This is a genomic window from Streptomyces sp. NPDC098101 (assembly GCF_044760185.1).
GTDB lineage: Bacteria > Actinomycetota > Actinomycetes > Streptomycetales > Streptomycetaceae > Streptomyces.
On record NZ_JBIWAS010000001.1, the window covers coordinates 927,345 to 944,310 of the forward strand.

Consider the following 16,966-nt stretch of genomic DNA (forward strand, 5'->3'; position numbering starts at 1 on the left):
CCCGGCCGCACCGCTTGATCGTCCCGGGTCGGGGTAGCGAAGGGACATGGCCACCGACAACGCATCCCCCTCCGAGAGCGGCTACGCGCAGCCCGAGATCGACGTCCGGGCGCTGGCCGGGCTGCTCGACGGCGAGTACGCCGCGATCCGCGACCTCGTCCGGACCAACCTGGTGACGTACGCCTCCGTCCTCGAAGAGGCCGAGGAGCTCGGCATCGACGCATTCCGCGAGCGGGTGCGCGAGATCGTGGTCGGCATGGCCGCGACGGGACAGACCGGCATGGGCTTCCCCACCGAGTACGGCGGGGGCGGTGACGTTGGGGCCTCGATCGCCGCGTTCGAGACGCTGGCCTTCGGCGACCTGTCGGTCCTCGTGAAGACCGGCGTGCAGTTCGGGCTCTTCGGCGGCGCGATCCTCCACCTGGGCACCGAGCGCCACCACGCGGCCCACCTGCCGGACCTGATCACCGGCCGCCTGATGGGGTCCTTCGCGATGACCGAGACCGGTCACGGCTCCAACGTCCAGGCGCTCGCCACCGTCGCCAGGTACGACGCCGAGAGCCAGGAGTTCGTCATCACCACCCCCGACGACGGGGCGCGCAAGGACTACATCGGCAACGCGGCCCGTCACGCCGAGCTCGCCGTCGTCTTCGCCCAGCTGGAGGTGGGCGGCACCTCCGAGGGCGTGCACGCCTTCGTCGTGCCCGTCCGGGTCGGCGGCGAGGCCGCGCCCGGCGTCCGGCTCGAGGACGACGGGCGCAAGATGGGCCTCAACGGCGTCGACAACGGCCGCATCCGGTTCGACGGCGTACGGGTGCCGCGCGAGGCGCTGCTCAACCGGTTCGCCGACGTCAGCCCCGAGGGCGTCTACACGAGCCCGATCGAGAACCCCAACCGGCGCTTCTTCACCATGCTCGGCACGCTGGTGCAGGGCCGGGTCAGCGTCGGCGGCGCCGGGGTCAACGTCGCCAAGGTCGCCCTGACGATCGCCGTGAAGTACGCCGTGCGCCGCAGGCAGTTCGACGCGTCCCCGGGCGAGGAGGAGCAGCTCCTCCTGGACTACGGCCTCCACCAGCGCCGGCTGCTGCCCCTCGTCGCGCGCACCTACGCGCTGCACTTCGCGCAGGACGTCGTACGGACCCGGCTGCACGAGGTCTTCTCCGGCGCCGAGGACGACCCGCAGGCCCGGCGGCGCCTGGAGTCGCGGGCCGCCGGAACCAAGGCGCTCGGCACCTGGCACGCCACCCGGACCGTCCAGGAGTGCCGCGAGGCGTGCGGCGGCGCCGGTTACCTCGCCGTCAACCGGTTCGCCGCCCTCAAGGCCGACAGCGACGTCTTCACCACCTTCGAGGGCGACAACCACGTCCTGCTCCAGCTCGTCGCCAAGGGCCTGCTCACCGACCACGCGAGCGAGTTCGAGGACCTCGACCAGCTCGGCACGGTCCGCTACGTCACCGGCCTCGCCGTCGAGACGGTCATGGAGCGGACCTCGGCCCACAAGCTGCTCGAACGGGTGCGGGACCTGCTGCCCGGCGGCGACGAGTGGGACCGGGAGGCCGGGCTGCTCGACCCGGAGTACCAGCTGGCCATGGTCCGCTACCGCGAGGAGCACATGCTCGCCGGCGTGGCCCGGCGGCTCAAGCGCGGCATCGACCAGAAGCGCGATCCCGGCGCCGTCTTCTCGTACGTCCAGGACCACGTCATCGCGCTCGCCCGCGCCCACGTCGAACGGCTGGTCCTCGAAGCGTTCGTCGACAGGGTGCGGGCGATGCCGGAGGGCGGCAACAAGGACGCGCTCGGCCTGCTCTGCGACCTGTTCGCCCTCTCGGCGATCGAGGAGGACCGGGCCTGGTTCATGGAGCACGGCCGGCTCACCGTCCAGCGCTCCAAGGCCATCACCCGCGAGGTGAACGACCTCTGCCGCAAGGTCCGCCCCCTCGCCGTCGACCTGGTCGACGCCTGGGGCGTCCCGCCCGAGGTGCTGCGCGCGCCCGACCTGCTCGGCTGACCCGGCGCGCCCGGCCACCGGGCCGTACGGAGGGCCGTACGGACGCGAAACCGTCCCGGCCGGTGGTCGTACCCCACTCGTATGGGGGTGCGACCACCGGCCGGGACGGTTTCGGCGCGGGTTCTCGGCCCGTCAGGTCACGCGCTTCACGCGCTCGCGACGACGGCGCCGAGGACCAGGCCGCCGACCAGGCCCGCGGTGCTGACCACGAGGGCGACGGTGGCGAGCCGCTCGTGCCGGACGAACTTGGCGACGACGGCGAGGATCACGCCGATCACGCCGAACACGATGGGGAAGAAGACCAGCGAGATCACGCCCAGCACGATCGCGATGATGCTCATCACGTTGCCGGTCGTCCCGCGGGCCTGCTGACCGGTCGGACGGTTGTCGTACTGCGTCGTCATGTTCCACTCCTTCGGGACGCTCACCTTGAGAGCTGATCCGGAGGTGGACCGGCCCTCCACCCGGGTACCCCGAAGTTCCGTGCTGACACGGCGACTTGGCGAGGAGGGGGAAAACGCGGACCGGCCGGGCCCGTCAGGCGTCCGTCACCAGGATGACCTCCAGGGTCCGGGGACCGTGCACGCCCTCGACCCGGTCGAGCTCGATGTCGCTCGTCGCGGACGGGCCCGAGATCCAGGTCAGCGGCTGTGCCGGGGCGAGCCGGGGGAGCGCCAGGGGGACCGAGGCGACGACCTGCTCCGGGGCCCGGACCACGCACAGGTGCAGGTCGGGGACGAGGGTGAGGGCGCGGCGGCCCTGCCCGGGACCGCCGTCGAGGACGAGCGTGCCGGTCTCGGCGACCGCCACCGCGCACCCCGTCACCACGGCGTCGACGCCGTCCAGCTCGTACGGGGTCAGCCGGGGCTCGTCGGTCCGCCGGACGGCCTCCGTGGCGGCGAGCCACCCGGCGGGCAGCCCGGGCGGAACGACGACGCTGCGGGCGCCGCGCTCCTCCAGGATCAGGGCGATCAGCTCCGCCAGGCCGTCCGGCGCGGTGCGGTGGACGTGGGCCCGGTAGTCGGCGAGGTTCTCGTGGAGCAGGTCCAGGAGCCCCGCCGGGTCCTCGGCGGTGTGGCTCGTCCGGTAGTCGCGGGCGACGGCGGGCGGCTCGGGCGCGTCCGCGACGGCGGCGCGGATCCGGGCGAGCACGCGCGCGCGTGAGTCGGTCATGTGCGGTTCTTCCTCCACCAGTCGCGGAACGGTTCGGCGGGCATCTCCGGCAGGTCCCGGCTCTCGGTCCACCGGCGGGCCCCCGGCCCCGGCGCCCGCCGGGGGTGCAGCGCGCGGGTGCGGGAGGCGAGGCGCTCCCCGGCGGCCAGCACGCCCGGGTGGTCCAGTACCCAGGCGGAGGCCTTGACCGCGGCCCTCTCCAGCCGGTGGCCGCCCTGGTCCGCGACCTTCCCCCGCAGGTGGACCAGGACCTCGGGGATGTCGATGGCGACCGGGCACACCTCGTAGCAGGCGCCGCAGAGCGAGGAGGCGTACGGCAGGGAGGCGTCGACCGCGCTCGCCGTGCCCCGGAGCTGCGGGGTGAGGATCGCGCCGATGGGCCCGGGGTAGACCGAGCCGTACGCGTGCCCGCCGGCCCGCTCGTACACCGGGCAGACGTTCAGACAGGCCGAGCAGCGGATGCAGCGCAGGGCCTGGCGTCCGACCTTGTCGGCGAGGGCGGTGGTGCGGCCGTTGTCGAGCAGGACGAGGTGGAAGGCGTCGGGGCCGTCGCCGTCGGTGGTGCCGGTCCACGTCGACGTGTACGGGTTCATCCGCTCGGCCGTCGAGGAGCGGGGCAGGGTCTGGAGGAAGACCTCCAGGTCCCGCCAGGTCGGCACCACCTTCTCGATGCCGACGACCGAGATCAGGGTCTCGGGCAGGGTGAGGCACATGCGGCCGTTGCCCTCGGACTCCACCACGACCAGGGTGCCGGTCTCGGCGACCATGAAGTTCGCCCCCGAGATCCCCACCTTGGCCCGCAGGAACTTCTCCCGCAGGTGCAGCCGGGCCGCCTCCGCGAGCTCGGCCGGGGCGTCGCTCAGTCCCTCCGGCGCGGGGCGTCCCCACCTCGCCATCCGTTCGCGGAAGATGTCGCGGATCTCGCCCCGGTTGCGGTGGATGGCCGGGACCAGGATGTGGGAGGGCCGGTCCTCGCCGAGCTGCACGATCAGCTCCGCGAGGTCGGTCTCGTACGCGGCGATCCCCTCGGCCTCCAGGTGCTCGTTGAGGCCGATCTCCTGCGTGGCCATCGACTTGACCTTGACGACCTCGCGCTCGCCGGTGGCCCGTACGAGGTCGGTGACGATCCGGTTCGCCTCGGCCGCGTCCTCCGCCCAGTGCACGGTGCCGCCCGCCGCCGTCACCGCCTCCTCCAACCGGAGCAGGTGCGTGTCGAGGTGACGGAGCGTCTCGTCCTTGATCCGCTTGCCCGCCTCGCGCAGGGCGGCCCAGTCGTCAAGTTCGGCCACCGCCCGCGCCCGCTTGTCCCGGATCGTGCGGGTGGCGTGCCGGAGGTTGGTTCGCAGGGTCGTGTCGCCGACCGCCTTCCGCGCCGCCTCCGGGAAGGCCGGCATCCCGACGAAGGCCGGGGCCGGTGCGGACGTCCTCTTGTGGTCGCTCATCGCCAGGGCTCCTCTTCCGTGCTCGCCAGGATCTCCGCCAGGTGCAGCGCGCGCAGCGGCGCCTCCCGTCTGCTCAGCATCCCGCCCAGGTGCAGCAGACAGGAGTTGTCCGCGCCGCACAGCACCCCCGCGCCCGTGGCCAGGGCGTTCGCGATCTTGTCGGCGCCCATGGCCGCCGAGACGTCGGGGTTCTTCACCGCGAAGGTGCCGCCGAAGCCGCAGCACTCCTCCGCGCCCGGCAGCTCCACGAGGTCCAGCTCCTTGACGGCGCCGAGCAGCCGGCGCGGCCGGTCCCCCAGACCGAGCAGGCGCAGCCCGTGGCAGGAGGGGTGGTACGTCACCCGGTGCGGGAAGTACGCGCCGACGTCCGTCACGCCGAGCACGTCCACCAGGAACTCCGTCAGCTCGTACACGCGCGGCGCCAGGTCCGCCGCTCCCGGCACCTCCGCGCCGAACGCGCCGTAGTGGTGCCGGACCATGGCCGCGCACGAGCCGGACGGGACGACGACGTGGTCGTACCCTTCGAAGGCCCGCACCGTGCGCCGTACGAGGGGCACGGTCTCCGCGCGGTAGCCGGTGTTGAACTGCGGCTGCCCGCAGCAGGTCTGCGCGGCCGGGAAGTCGACCTCCACGCCGAGCCGTTCGAGCAGCCGGACCGTGGCCACGCCCGTCGACGGGAAGACGGCGTCGTTGACGCAGGTGACGAAGAGGGCGACGCGCATCACGGTTCCTCGGGGACGGTCCGGTTCGGGCGGTGGCCGCGTCCCGGGCGGACGCGGGACCGGCACGGTCCGTAGTCTCGCAGGGGACGCGGCCGGGCACCCGGCTGTCCGCCCGTTCTCAACGCACGTTCAGCAGGTGCTCCAGGGCCAGCTGGTCCAGGCGCTCGAAGGCCATCGAGCGCGCCGCCGCCGCGTCCGCGTCGAACGTCTCGTACGCCGTGGGGTCGGCGAGCAGCCCGGCGAGACCGTCGGCGGCCGTGGGCACGGCGAGCTCGGGCAGCCGGGAGGCGTCGAGCGCGGCCGTGACGTCCGGGTCGGCGCGGAAGGCGGCCGCGCGCTCCCTCAGGATCAGGTAGTTGCGCATACAGTTCTTCGCCGACTCCCAGACCCCGTCGGCGCCGTCCGTGCGCACCGGCTTGAAGTCGAAGTGGCGCGGGCCCCCGTACCCGGCCGTCTCCAGGAGGTCCACCAGCCAGAACGCCTGGCGCAGATCGCCCGCGCCGAACCGGAAGTCCTGGTCGTACTTGATGCCCGACTGGCCGTTGAGGTCGATGTGGAACAGCTTGCCCGCCCACAGCGCCTGCGCGATGCCGTGCGGGAAGTTGAGCCCCGCCATCTGCTCGTGCCCGGTCTCCGGGTTCACGCCGACCAGGTCCGGGCGCTCCAAGCGCTCGATGAAGGCGAGCGCGTGCCCGATCGTGGGCAGCAGGATGTCGCCGCGCGGCTCGTTCGGCTTGGGCTCGATCGCGAAGCGCAGGTCGTAGCCCTGCTCGGTGACGTACTGGCCGAGCAGGTCGAAGGCCTCCTTCATCCGGTCGAGCGCGACCCGCACGTCCTTGGCCGCGCCGGACTCCGCGCCCTCCCGGCCGCCCCACGCCACGTAGACCGTCGCGCCAAGCTCGACGGCGAGGTCGATGTTGCGGAGGGTCTTGCGCAGGGCGAAGCGGCGCACGTCCCGGTCGTTGGCGGTGAAGGCGCCGTCCTTGAAGACGGGGTGCGCGAAGAGGTTCGTGGTGGCCATCGGCACCGCGAGCCCCGTGCGGTCCAGGGCGTCCCGGAAGCGCTTCACGATCGCGTCGCGCTCGGCCTCCGGCGCGCCGAAGGGGATCAGGTCGTCGTCGTGGAAGGTGACGCCGTACGCGCCGAGGGCGGCGAGCCGCTCGACGGCCTCCACGGGGTCGAGGGCGGGCCGCGTGGCCTCGCCGAAGGGGTCGCGGCCCTGCCAGCCGACGGTCCAGAGACCGAAGGTGAAGCGGTCCGCGGGGGTCGGGGAGAAGCGCTCCGGCATGGTGTGTCCTTCTCTCGTGCGCGGTCCGGGGACTGGCCACCGGATTTGTTTTCTGAGATAACTAATAAGGGACGGGGCGCCGCCGCGCCAGACCCCGCCCCTGGAGACGGTCTCCGGGGACGACCGCCGGGAGACGAGACCGAGACGAGGTGAGGGCGTGCCCGCGAGCCGCTCCGTCGTGATCGGCGTGGACAGCTCCACGCAGTCCACCAAGGCCGTCGCCGTCGACGCCGACACCGGCGCGCTCCTCGCCGTCGGCCGCGCGCCGCACACCGTCACCGGGACCGCCGGGGCGCGCGAGAGCGACCCGGGGGAGTGGTGGACCGCGCTCGTCACCGCCGTCCGCTCGGCCGTACGGGACGCGGGCGTCCCCGCCGCCTCCGTCACCGGCATCGCGGTCGCGGGCCAGCAGCACGGCCTCGTCGCCCTCGGCGCCGGCGGGCGGCCCCTGCGCCCCGCGCTGCTCTGGAACGACACCCGCTCCGCGCCCCAGGCCGCCGCCCTCGCCGCGCGCCTCGGCGGCCCGGAGGCCTGGCCGGCCCGGACCGGGTCCGTCCCCGTCGCCTCCATGACCGCCGCCAAGTGGCAGTGGCTGCGCGAGCACGAGCCCGAGCGGGCCGACGCCGTCACCGGCGTCCGCCTCCCGCACGACCACCTCACCGAGCGCCTCTCGGGCATCGCCGTGACCGACCCCGGGGACGCCTCCGGAACCTGCTGGTACGGGACGGCCACCGGCGCGTACGACCCGGAGGTCCTCGACCTCATCGGCCTCGACCCGGCCCTGCTGCCCGCCCTCGCGCCCACCGGCGCCACCCGTGCGGGCCCCCTCGCCCCGGCCGCCGCCGAGGCCCTCGGCCTGCCCCGCACCGTCGCCGTCGCCGCCGGGACCGGCGACAACATGGCCGCCGCCGTCGGGCTCGGCCTCGGCGGCGCGGGCCTGCTCGACCACCCCGTGGTCAGCCTCGGCACCTCCGGCACGGTCTTCGCCGCGACCCGCGTCCGCCCCGCCGCCCCCGGGCTCGCCGGCTTCGCCGCCACCGACGGCACGTACCTCCCGCTCGGCTGCACGCTCAACTGCACCCTCGCCGTCGACCGGTTCGCCGCGCTCCTGGGCCTGGACCGGGAGGACGCCGCGCCCGGCGGAGAGGTCGTCGTCCTGCCGTACCTCGACGGCGAACGCACCCCCGACCTCCCGCACGCCGCCGGACTCGTCACCGGCCTCCGGCACGGCACGGACCCCCGGGCGGTCCTCGGCGCCGCCTACGAGGGCGCCGCCTTCACCGTCCTGCGCGCCCTCGACGGACTCCTCGCCGCCTGCGGCCTCGACCCGGCCGCGCCGGACGTACGGGACCGGCCGCTGCGCCTGATCGGGGGCGGCGCGCGCGGCCGGGCCTGGACCGACACCGTCCGCAGGCTCTCCGGCCGCCCCCTGGTCGTCCCCGCCGCCGCCGAACTCGTCGCCCTCGGCGCGGCCGCCCTCGCGGCGGGCGCCGTCACCAGCTCCGACCCCGTCGCCCTGGCCGCCGCGTGGGGCACGGGCACCGGACGGGACCTGCCCCCGCTGCCCCGCGACGAGGAGGCCTGGGACCGGATCGCCGGTGTCCTGACGGCCGCGACACCGGCCCTGCTGAGCTGACGGGGAGTCACGGGAGCAAGGGGGCGGAAGCGGAGCGGACTTGATCCACTTCACCGCCGCACCCTGGCCGGGTCGTGACCCCCGTGGTTACCCTGCCGGTAACCACGGGGGAGGAACACATGATCGCTCTGCTCATCCTGTTCGGGGTCATCATCGGGGCCGGAGCGCTGGCGTTCACCGTCGTGCTCCGCCGGGGCGGAGGCGGGGCGGACCCGGTCGAAGGCCTGCGCCAGGAAGAAGAGGCCCTGCGCCAGGCCAAGACCGACCGGGTCTCCTTCAACTCCTGGTCCGTCCACAACTACCTGCCGACCAGCAGCGACGCCTACCACCGCCGGGGCGACCACCGGCGCTAGACGGAAACCCCGCCCGGTTCCGTGTGCGGCCGGACGGCGAAGGCGGCGTTCACCGGCTTCCGCAGGGCCGCGCTCATGCCGGCACGGTCGGCGAACGGGTGCCGCACCCGCCGCAGCGTCCTACCGGGCGAGAATCCGAGTGGGGCAGGCCGGGCTCGTCGTCAAATCCCTCGACACCGGTCGCGGTGATCGGGGACGCTGCGCGCGATGACAAGAATCGACGACACACCGCCCGCGTGGGACGAGCGCACCCAGCTCACCACGTTTCTCGACTACGCACGGGACACCGCCCGTGCCAAGTGCGAAGGCGTCTCCGAGGAGAACGCCCGCAAGGCGCTCCTGCCGGGTTCACCGCTGATGACCATGAGCGGAGTGATCAACCATCTCCGCTGGGTCGAGTACTACTGGTTCCACGTGGTCTTCCTCGGCGAGGAGGACCGGGCCCCCATGACGGAGGAGGACCCCGACCGCGAGATGCGGATCGCCGTCGACTTCCCGCTCACGCAACTGCTCGACGAATACGCCGAACAGAGCGCCCGCTACCGCGACCTGGTCGCCGGGAACGACCTGGACGAGCGGTCCCGAAGAACCATCCGCAACGGCCTCCACGTCGACCTGCGCTGGATCCTCCTCCACCTCACCGAGGAGACCGCCCGCCACAACGGCCACCTGGACATCCTGCGCGAGATGCTCGACGGCACGACCGGCTCCTAGGGCCTGTCCGGCGGATCATGGTGGCGGACCCGTCTCCCGTGCCGCCGCTCAGGCGCGGGAGACCCGGATCACCCGGTACTGAGGCCGGTGGACGGTGTTGTACGGGACGGGGGACCGGATCCCCAGGTCGACCGGCTGGCCCTCCTGCGCGTTCTCCTCGGTCACGGTGTAGGTCAGGGGGACGTAGCCCGGATCGCCGGCATGGGCCGCGTTGATCGCGTCGATGTTGGTGATGAGCGCCTGTCCGAACCCCTGGGTGGGCTCGTTGTCGGTCAGCACGGAGGCATGGCTCGACGGCCCCATCACATGTTCCAGACAGGTGGCGAGGTCGTCGGGCGGCGCCAGGTGGATCCAGGGGCCCGGGTGCGGCACGAAGATGTCGGTGTGCGACCGGTGATGGCCGAACCCGGTGATGGAATCCCTGTTCGCCACCACCGACCCGGCGGCGAGCCCCTCCCTCCGCGAGATGGTGTCGAGGATCCCCTGCGCCCCAAGCGTCATGTCCGGGTCGTAGGCCGACACACCACCCACGCGGTCCCCCGCGAGACCGACCAGGAAGCCGGCCTCCTGCGGGGTGATGACATTGATCGCTCCGGTGACGGCGTTCCGCGACATCGTCATCGCCTCGTCCTGCGTCAGGAACTGGTCTTCGTCCGCCGCCAGCGTCGCCAGCCGGTCCACCACCTCCTGGGGAACGCCCCGGCCCGCGTAATGCGCGCGAGCCTCCGCCTCGTTGTCCAGGAACAGCTCCTCGTCCGCGCCGTTGTCCACGGAGTCATAGACGAGCCGCTGGATCTGCGGCCCCCCAGGAGCCGCGGCGGACCGCTGTACGTCTTCCCGGTGCCCGCACCCGGCACCGTGCCGGTGCTGCTCCTCCCCCTGCACCTGGCGCTGAACGGAGGGCTGGGCATACGCGTGTCCGCTCCGCTGGAGCATGTGCAGCACGGCGGCGTTCCCCACCGAGCGCTGGAGGCCGAGGACACCGGTCCGGCTGGAGGGAAGGGGCGTCCGGGGGGCCGGGGCGTGCCTGTCGGCGGCGCGGCCGACGGGGCGTTCATACGGGGGCAACGGGGTGATTCCTTCCACGAAGCGGCACCGCCCATGGAACATGCCCGCCGCTGCCCCCGCCAGCTCCGGCGGGACAGTCCTTCGGGCAAGCCTCCCGGCCCTTCCGTCCCCGCCGGACTGCCCGCCCGCCTCCAGGGCTTGCCCGAAGGGCGGTAACCAGGGCGGACGACCCGATCGGCTTCGACCGGGCCCGGTATGCCCGCAGGAACGAGGTCGAGCGCACGAGCAACGCCCTCAAGGGCTTCCGTGCCGCGGCCACTCGATTCGGCAAACGGGCTGACGTCTTCCACGGCACGGTGACCGTCACCGCGATCCGGCTCGCTCTGCTCCTGAGCCCCTTCTCGCCTGCTTCCGATCCACCCCGGCCTATCGCAGGACGGGTCGGTTGGCGGATGTGTACTCGGCCGCGATGTCGAACACACTGGCACAGCGCGGGCATTCAGCCTTGCCGAAGAGGTGGGCGATTCCGTCAGCGAGTGCCTCGCGCCCGTCGCGGACGGCCGTCTCGTACATCCACCGGCCGGTACCGGAGAGTGCCTCGGAGGGCACCGGCCGGAGGTCACGGCGGTCCACGTCGCCCAGGTTCCAGTCCCGGATCGCTGAATAGCGCCCGTGATCCCCGATGGCGATCGTCACTTCCACGGCGCAGTGGGGGCACGCCAGGTGGTAGAAGTCGTCCGTGAAGTCCCCCAGGACGGCACTCCAGTGGTACTCCTCCATGGCCGCGAGCGAATCGAGGAAGGCCGCGAGGTAGTCGACCGGCCGCGATCGCAGATGCCGGTCCAGCAACTCGCGGAACCCGGAGATCTCGTCGGCGCAGTTCGCCAGCAGATCATCGCAGCCATGGTGTCCTGCCACGCGTCGCAGGATCGTTCCCGCCAGTCCACGCGCCCGCGCACTCCTGGAGGCGAGACGCATCAGACGCGGCAGAGCGGCGAAACCGGCGGGGAAGACGAGGTCGTGTTCGAGGACCAGCCGGTATTCCAGCTCCTTCCACGCTTCGGCGTCGTCCTCGAGCTCCACCTGTTCCAGAAGCGCGGGGAGTCGATCGACATCCCCGTAGCAGTCGTGCATCCGCGCCCAGTTCACCACTTGGGCATTAAAGCGCCTCATGGCGGCCTGAACGGGCGTCCCCGTTCTTGACCCATCGGACAGGCCCTGGATCCGGCGGAGACCGCGGGCGGAGCCGGAGCCTGATCGAGACGCCGGTGACGGTCGGCCCGCCGGGTCCTCGTCGGGGCGGTGCTGCCGGGGCGTTGTTCTTTTCCCGGCACCAGCGGGCGCCTTCGGCGGTGTGGGCGGCGGGTGCCTCGCGCTCGAATCGTTCGCGGGGCACCCGGGTCGGCGGAAGACGACTTCTACTGGGGGGAGACCTCCGTCTTCGGCCTGCCGAAGTGCCACTCGTGGACCATGAAGCGGAAGTCCTTGAGGTCACCCTTCCCGTCGAAGCCCAGGGTGCCGGTCCGGGTCTTGAAGGTGCCCTCGTGGAGGGCCTTCGCGACCCTTTCGGGGTCCTCGGAGCCGGCCGCCTCGACGGCCTGGGCGATCTGCGAGAGGGAGTCGTTGGCGCACGCCTCCCCTGCCATGAACCGGGCCTTCACTCCGCTCTCCCGGGCCTGGGGCAGGATCTGGCCGAGCTCGGGGTGGCAGCCGCCCCAGTGGACGAAGTCGACGCCGTTGGCCTTCAGCTTCTGGACGAGGGAGGAGAAGTCCTTGTCCCCGGCGTTGACGCCCTCGAAGACGGCGACCTCCACGCCCTTGCGCTCCAGCGTCCGCTTGACGGAGGCGGCCAGGCCCTCGCCGTACCGCTGTTTGTCGTGGAGGACCGCGACGGTCTTCGGCCTGGCGTGGTCGGCGATGTAGTCGCCGGCCACCGGACCCTGCTCGCTGTCGAGGCCGATCGTGCGGAAGACGAGCCGATAGCCGCGGTCGGTGATCTCCGGGGAGGTGGCCGCGGGCGTGATCATGAGGACGCCCTCGTCCTCGTAGACGTCCGAGGCCGGCTGGGTGGCCAATGAGGCGACGTGGCCGATCAGGAACCTCACGCCGTCGTTGACGACCCTGTTGGCCACCGCGACGGCCTGCTTCGGATCGGCCGCGTCGTCGTACTCCTTGACCTCCAGCATCTTGCCGCCGACGCCGCCCCTGGCGTTGATGTCTTTGACGGCCTGCCTGGCCCCGAGGAACTGCATGTCGCCGTACTGGGCCACCGGGCCGGTCTTCGGGCCCGCGATTCCGATCCTGATCGTGTCAGCCACTGCATCTCCCCTTGGGACGGATGACCAGCCCGCTACCGGGCCCATCGGACGGGATCGGCAGCAAAACGCCCACCGAACCGCTCGCAGTCCACCGACACGCCCCACCAGTGGCACGGAGCCATGCCGTGCGCATCCCGCGTTCATCCGAACGGGCCCGCGCGGGCATCTCGGGTTGACCCGGGCAGCTTCGTCCGGGTCATCTCGCCGATCAGATGAGGATGGCGGCGCTGTGAAGTCAGGAGAGGCGGGCCGTGGCGGGACGGTGAGACCGAGGGTGCCGAGGCTCCGCGGTCACACCGCTCAGCGCCGCCCTCACCACGCCTCACCGGCCCAGTACGCGGCCCGCACCTCCCCCTCCGTGAAGTCCCGGCGGGGCAGGCGCAGGCCGAGGGAGTCCTCCAGGGCGTGGAAGTACAGCTCGAACGGGTCGGTCAGTTCGGGGTGGTCCAGTTCGGCGCGGCGCACGGCCCGGTTGAGGAAGTCCAGTTCGCCGCCGCGCACGTGGGGGGCGTGGCCGCGCTCGTACCAGTTCAGCTCCCACATGCCGTCGTCGTCGGCGACGTGGCGGTCGTTCCGCAGATAGGTGAAGCTGTACATCGCCTTCGCGGAGGTGGCGGTCAGCCACACGCTCTCCTCGATTCCGAGCGCCGCGTACGCCTCCTCGTCGGCGAAGGCCTCCGGTGGCGTGTCGTGGTGCAGCAGGAACGTCCACCCGCCCGCCTCCCCGAAACAGCAGCTCTCCCACTGGCGGTCCGCGTAGGACCAGCCGTCGTCCACGGCCGGCAGGTCCTTCAGGCGCGTACCGGCCGCGACCTGCGCGGGATCGGCCCCGTACAGCAGGGCCAGCCGCTCGGCGTCCACGGTCCGCCCGGGCGCCGCGCGGAAGAAGGCGAGCGTCGTGTACGGATCCTGCTCGCGCCAGGACCCGGCCACCCAGGCGAGCCCCTCCAGCGGGTCGCGCCCGCACGCCCCGGCCTCCTCCGTGTCGTCCGGGCCGCCGCCGCGAAACCGTCTGCCCCACCCCGGATCGACCCGCTCCAGCGCCTCGGCGACCTCCTCGGGACCGCCGCCGAGCCCGACCGCCACGGTCTCGGCGATCAGATAAAGGGCCTGTCCGAGGTCCCGGGCGACGAAGACCTCCCGGTGAGGGCCGTGACGGCCGTGCACCGTACCGTCCTCCTCCAGCAGCAGGCACAGGCCGCCGCCCCCCATCCCCTTCAGCTCCTCCTCCGAGTGCGCCACCGGCGGCAGCCCCACCCCGTCGAACAGGACGTACCCCGAGAGCGCCCGCCGCCAGGCTTCCGCCAGGACCCGCTCAGTGATCTTCATGTGCCCACGGTAGAAGGGACCGCTGACAACCGGCCGGTCTCCGGCGGTTCCCCCGGCGCCCCCGCCGCGACCCGGCGCTGGTGGACGCGCAAGTGCAGGGTCGCCAGGTCGAGGAGGGGGGTCGGTACGCCGAGGGTGCGGGCCCGGGTCGTCAGGTCGCCGAAGAGGTGTTCGACCTCCGTGGGGTGGCCCGACGTCAGGTCGCGGTAGAGGGAGGGGACCATCGGCGAACCGGACGCGGAGACCACGGCCAGTGTCGCCGCCCGCTCCTCCTCCGGTACGGGGTGCCCGGCCGCCCCGGCGACCGCCGCCGTCTCGTCGAGCAGGGCCGGGCCCAGGGCGGGGCCGCCGGGCGCGTCGTACACCTCTCCGACCGTGCCGCGCATCAGGCTCGTCACGGCGCCGAAGGTGGTGATGAACACCCACTTGTGCCACATCGCCGTCAGGACGTTCCCCGGTACCGGCGCGTCGATCCCCGCCCCCTCCAGGACCGCCCGGATCCGCTCCACGCGCGCGGAGACCGTGCCGTCCTGCTCGCCGAAGGCGAGGTGGGCCAGGGGAGCGAGCCGGCGGATGTCCCCCCGGTCGTCGAGGGTGGTGACCACCTTCGCCACGCCGCCGAGGACGGCGGCCGGGCCGAAGCGGGCGTTGAGGGCGTCCAGGTGCGCGAAGCCGTTGAGGAGCGGCACGATCGCGGTGTCCGGACCGACGGCCGGCGCCAGGTCCACCGTCGCCCGCTCCAGGCCGGTGGACTTCACCGAGAGCAGGACGAGGTCGTACGTGCGGTCCAGCCGGTCCGCCGTGACGAGACGGGGCTCCAGGGTCCACTCCTCGTCCCGTCCGACGACCCGCAGCCCGCGCTCGCGCAGCGCGGCGGCCCGGGCGGGCCGGACCAGGAAGGTGACGTCCTCGCCGGCCCGGGCCAGCAGGGCGCCGAAGTAGCCACCGGTGGCACCGGCGCCGACGACCAGGATCCTCATCGTCGCGAACCTCTCGTGGGGCGCCCCGCGGGCGCGTGGGTGATCAGGGGGGTGAGCAGCCGGTGGGGCCGCGCGAGCGCCGCCGTCACCGGGTCGTCGCCGGGGTCCGCGGGGGCGAGCCCGGGGCCGGGAGCCACCAGGACGTCCTCGGCCGGTACGGACGCCCCGCACTCCGCGCAGCGCCCGTCCTGGTCGAGCGGGGCCCCGTCCCCGGCGTGCCGGAAGAGGCGCCGGGGGCCGCCCGGAGCCGGGTGGAACTCCTCGCCCCAGGCGGTGAGCGCCCGGACGGCCGGCCAGAGGGCGACGCCCTTGGGCGTCAGCCCGTACGCCTCGCGGCGGCCCGTCCCCGGCTCGGGGCGGCGCTCCAGGACCCCCGCCCCGGTGAGGGTGGCGAGCCGGTCGGTGAGGACGGCCCGGGGCACGCCCAGGTGCGCGGCGAACTCGCCGAACCTGCGGACCCCGTAGAAGGCGTCGCGCAGGATCAGCAGCGTCCAGCGCTCGCCGACGATCTCCATCGAGCGGGCGAGGGCACAGGTCTGGCCGCGGTAGTCGCGCGGAAGCGTCATGGCCGGAGCCTAGCGGAGAACAGTTCGGTCACCGAACTGTTTGGGGGAGTCGGGGAGGGGCGCGGGGCTTCGGGGGCGTGTGGACGCCGGGGCCGGGCGCCGTCGTCGGACGCCGTTGTCGTGTGAACGAAAGGGACGACTAGGCTCTCGCTCACCATGAACCAGCCCACGGAACCCAAGGCCGACAAGTCGGGAGTGCGCCGGCACAACCTGAGCCTCGTGCTGCGGACCGTCCACGAGGCCGGCGAGACCACCCGGGCCGCCGTCGCGGCACGCGTCGGACTCACCCGGCCCGCCGTCTCCTCCCTCGTCGAGCAGCTCCTCGACCTCGGGCTCCTCAGGGAGTCGGGCAAGACCTTCAGCGGGCAGGCGGGACGGCCCGGCACCGTCCTCAAACCGGCCGACACCGGCCCCGCCGGACTCGGCGTCGAGATCAACGTCGCCTACGTCACCGCCTGCGTCGTCGACCTGACCGGCACCGACCGCGTCCGGCGCACCGAGCACCTCGACAACCGCGCGGCCGGCCCGGGCGAGGTCCTGGCCCGGGCCGCCCGCATCGCCGCCGGGGCCCTGGCCGAAGCGGCCGGCCTCGGCCTCGTCCCGGCGGGGGCCGGCCTCGCCCTGCCCGGACTCGTCTCCGGCGGAACCGTCCGGCAGGCCCCCAACCTCGGCTGGAACGACGTCCCCGCCGAACGCCTCTTCGCCGAGGCCCTCGCCGCCCTGCGCCCCGCCACCGCCGGACTTCCCGTCGCCTCCGACAACGAGGCCAACTCGGCCGCCCTCGCCGAGCTGTGGTTCGGCTCCCTCGGCGAGGTCCGCACCTTCCTGCACCTGACGGGGGAGATCGGCGTCGGCGGCGCGATCGTCGTCCACGGCGAACTCCTGCGCGGCGCGCACGGGTTCGCGGGCGAGATCGGCCACACGGTCGTCGACGCCGAAGGGCCCCGCTGCCGCTGCGGCTCGCGCGGCTGCCTGGAGCAGTACGCGGGGCAGGCCGCCCTCCTCGCCTCGGCCGGGGCGGCCGGCGTCCCCGACCTGGCGCGCCGCGCCGGAGCGGGCGAACCGCGCGCCCTCGACGCCCTCGCGCGGGCGGGCCGGATGCTCGGACGCGCCCTGTCGGGCGCCGTGAACCTCCTGGACCCCGAGGCCGTCGTCCTGGGCGGCATCTACCCGCGCTTGATGCCCTGGCTGACGCCCGCCCTGGCGGAGGAGCTCGCCGACCGCGTCGTCTCGGGCCTCTGGACCCCGGACGCGGGCCGGCTGCGCCCCGCCTCCACCGCCACCGACGCGGCCCGGGGCGCGGCGGCCCTCGTCCTCCGCGACGTCCTGGCCGACCCGCTGGCCCATGCCGTGACGGCGGGCGACCGGGCGAACTGACGGCGCCGCCGACCCGGACGGGGGCGTTGTCAGTGGTCACCCCTAACGTTCT

16 protein-coding genes and 1 pseudogene are annotated in these 16,966 nt (G+C 73.4%); 6 read left to right on the forward strand and 11 right to left on the reverse strand.

What is annotated here, in order from left to right:
* Nucleotides 1-46: 46 nt before the first annotated feature.
* Nucleotides 47-2,008 (forward strand): acyl-CoA dehydrogenase, encoded by a 1,962-nt coding sequence (locus ACIQVI_RS03805; RefSeq protein WP_403590620.1) that lies wholly within the window; start codon nt 47-49, stop codon nt 2,006-2,008.
* Between the two features lie 146 nt (nt 2,009-2,154).
* Here the strand turns inward: ACIQVI_RS03805 and ACIQVI_RS03810 are convergent, their stop codons facing one another.
* The 5 genes from ACIQVI_RS03810 to xylA form a co-directional block, all read right to left on the reverse strand.
* Nucleotides 2,155-2,412 carry a hypothetical protein gene (locus tag ACIQVI_RS03810; protein ID WP_351969925.1) on the reverse strand — a complete coding sequence of 86 codons (258 nt, stop codon included), beginning with the start codon at nt 2,410-2,412 and terminating at the stop codon, nt 2,155-2,157.
* A 133-nt stretch (nt 2,413-2,545) separates the two neighbouring features.
* Nucleotides 2,546-3,181 (reverse strand): lactate utilization protein C, encoded by a 636-nt coding sequence (locus tag ACIQVI_RS03815; RefSeq protein ID WP_403590623.1) that lies wholly within the window; start codon nt 3,179-3,181, stop codon nt 2,546-2,548.
* The gene (locus ACIQVI_RS03820; RefSeq protein ID WP_403590625.1) at nt 3,178-4,623 is read right to left on the reverse strand and encodes a lactate utilization protein B; all 1,446 of its coding nucleotides are present in this window, start codon (nt 4,621-4,623) and stop codon (nt 3,178-3,180) included. Before ACIQVI_RS03820 ends, ACIQVI_RS03815 begins: the two co-directional genes overlap by 4 nt.
* The gene (locus ACIQVI_RS03825) at nt 4,620-5,345 is read right to left on the reverse strand and encodes a (Fe-S)-binding protein (RefSeq protein WP_403590627.1); all 726 of its coding nucleotides are present in this window, start codon (nt 5,343-5,345) and stop codon (nt 4,620-4,622) included. Before ACIQVI_RS03825 ends, ACIQVI_RS03820 begins: the two co-directional genes overlap by 4 nt.
* A 118-nt stretch (nt 5,346-5,463) precedes the next feature.
* Nucleotides 5,464-6,633: a xylose isomerase gene (xylA, locus tag ACIQVI_RS03830; protein ID WP_403590629.1), complete on the reverse strand. Its 1,170-nt coding sequence runs from the start codon at nt 6,631-6,633 to the stop codon at nt 5,464-5,466.
* Nucleotides 6,634-6,790: 157 nt separating this feature from the next.
* Between xylA and xylB the strand changes: the two genes are divergently transcribed.
* The 3 genes from xylB to ACIQVI_RS03845 all read left to right on the forward strand — a co-directional run bounded on the left by xylB (nt 6,791) and on the right by ACIQVI_RS03845 (nt 9,336).
* Nucleotides 6,791-8,269, forward strand: coding sequence for a xylulokinase (xylB, locus tag ACIQVI_RS03835; RefSeq protein WP_403590632.1), 1,479 nt, complete (start codon nt 6,791-6,793; stop codon nt 8,267-8,269).
* A 119-nt stretch (nt 8,270-8,388) separates the two neighbouring features.
* Complete coding sequence (locus tag ACIQVI_RS03840) at nt 8,389-8,622, forward strand: hypothetical protein (RefSeq protein WP_403590635.1); 234 nt, start codon at nt 8,389-8,391, stop codon at nt 8,620-8,622.
* A gap of 207 nt (nt 8,623-8,829) precedes the next feature.
* Entirely contained in the window at nt 8,830-9,336 is a 507-nt protein-coding gene (locus tag ACIQVI_RS03845; RefSeq protein ID WP_351969932.1) for a DinB family protein, read from the forward strand.
* A gap of 48 nt (nt 9,337-9,384) precedes the next feature.
* Here ACIQVI_RS03845 and ACIQVI_RS03850 read toward each other — a convergent pair whose 3' ends face one another.
* Nucleotides 9,385-10,281, reverse strand: coding sequence for a hypothetical protein (locus ACIQVI_RS03850; protein WP_403590638.1), 897 nt, complete (start codon nt 10,279-10,281; stop codon nt 9,385-9,387).
* Nucleotides 10,282-10,601: 320 nt separating this feature from the next.
* On the opposite strand from ACIQVI_RS03850, the pseudogene ACIQVI_RS03855 reads away from it, so the two are divergent.
* Nucleotides 10,602-10,730: pseudogene (locus tag ACIQVI_RS03855) on the forward strand (IS5/IS1182 family transposase); the annotation flags it as partial.
* Nucleotides 10,731-10,770: 40 nt separating this feature from the next.
* Here the strand turns inward: ACIQVI_RS03855 and ACIQVI_RS03860 are convergent.
* The 5 genes from ACIQVI_RS03860 to ACIQVI_RS03880 all read right to left on the reverse strand — a co-directional run bounded on the left by ACIQVI_RS03860 (nt 10,771) and on the right by ACIQVI_RS03880 (nt 15,537).
* Nucleotides 10,771-11,496: a hypothetical protein gene (locus ACIQVI_RS03860; protein ID WP_403590641.1), complete on the reverse strand. Its 726-nt coding sequence runs from the start codon at nt 11,494-11,496 to the stop codon at nt 10,771-10,773.
* 266 nt (nt 11,497-11,762) lie between these two features.
* On the reverse strand, nt 11,763-12,662 hold the full coding sequence (locus tag ACIQVI_RS03865) for an ABC transporter substrate-binding protein (protein WP_403590644.1): 900 nt from the start codon (nt 12,660-12,662) through the stop codon (nt 11,763-11,765).
* A 312-nt stretch (nt 12,663-12,974) separates the two neighbouring features.
* Nucleotides 12,975-13,991 carry a hypothetical protein gene (locus ACIQVI_RS03870; protein WP_403590647.1) on the reverse strand — a complete coding sequence of 339 codons (1,017 nt, stop codon included), beginning with the start codon at nt 13,989-13,991 and terminating at the stop codon, nt 12,975-12,977.
* Nucleotides 13,988-14,971: a ketopantoate reductase family protein gene (locus ACIQVI_RS03875; RefSeq protein WP_403590650.1), complete on the reverse strand. Its 984-nt coding sequence runs from the start codon at nt 14,969-14,971 to the stop codon at nt 13,988-13,990. The genes ACIQVI_RS03870 and ACIQVI_RS03875 overlap by 4 nt, the downstream gene beginning before the upstream one ends.
* A complete protein-coding gene (locus ACIQVI_RS03880; RefSeq protein ID WP_403590653.1) occupies nt 14,968-15,537 on the reverse strand; it encodes a winged helix-turn-helix transcriptional regulator in 570 nt (189 codons plus the stop codon). Before ACIQVI_RS03880 ends, ACIQVI_RS03875 begins: the two co-directional genes overlap by 4 nt.
* Before the next feature lie 156 nt (nt 15,538-15,693).
* Between ACIQVI_RS03880 and ACIQVI_RS03885 the strand changes: the two genes are divergently transcribed.
* On the forward strand, nt 15,694-16,914 hold the full coding sequence (locus ACIQVI_RS03885; RefSeq protein ID WP_403590656.1) for an ROK family protein: 1,221 nt from the start codon (nt 15,694-15,696) through the stop codon (nt 16,912-16,914).
* The last annotated feature ends 52 nt before the right edge of the window (nt 16,915-16,966 follow it).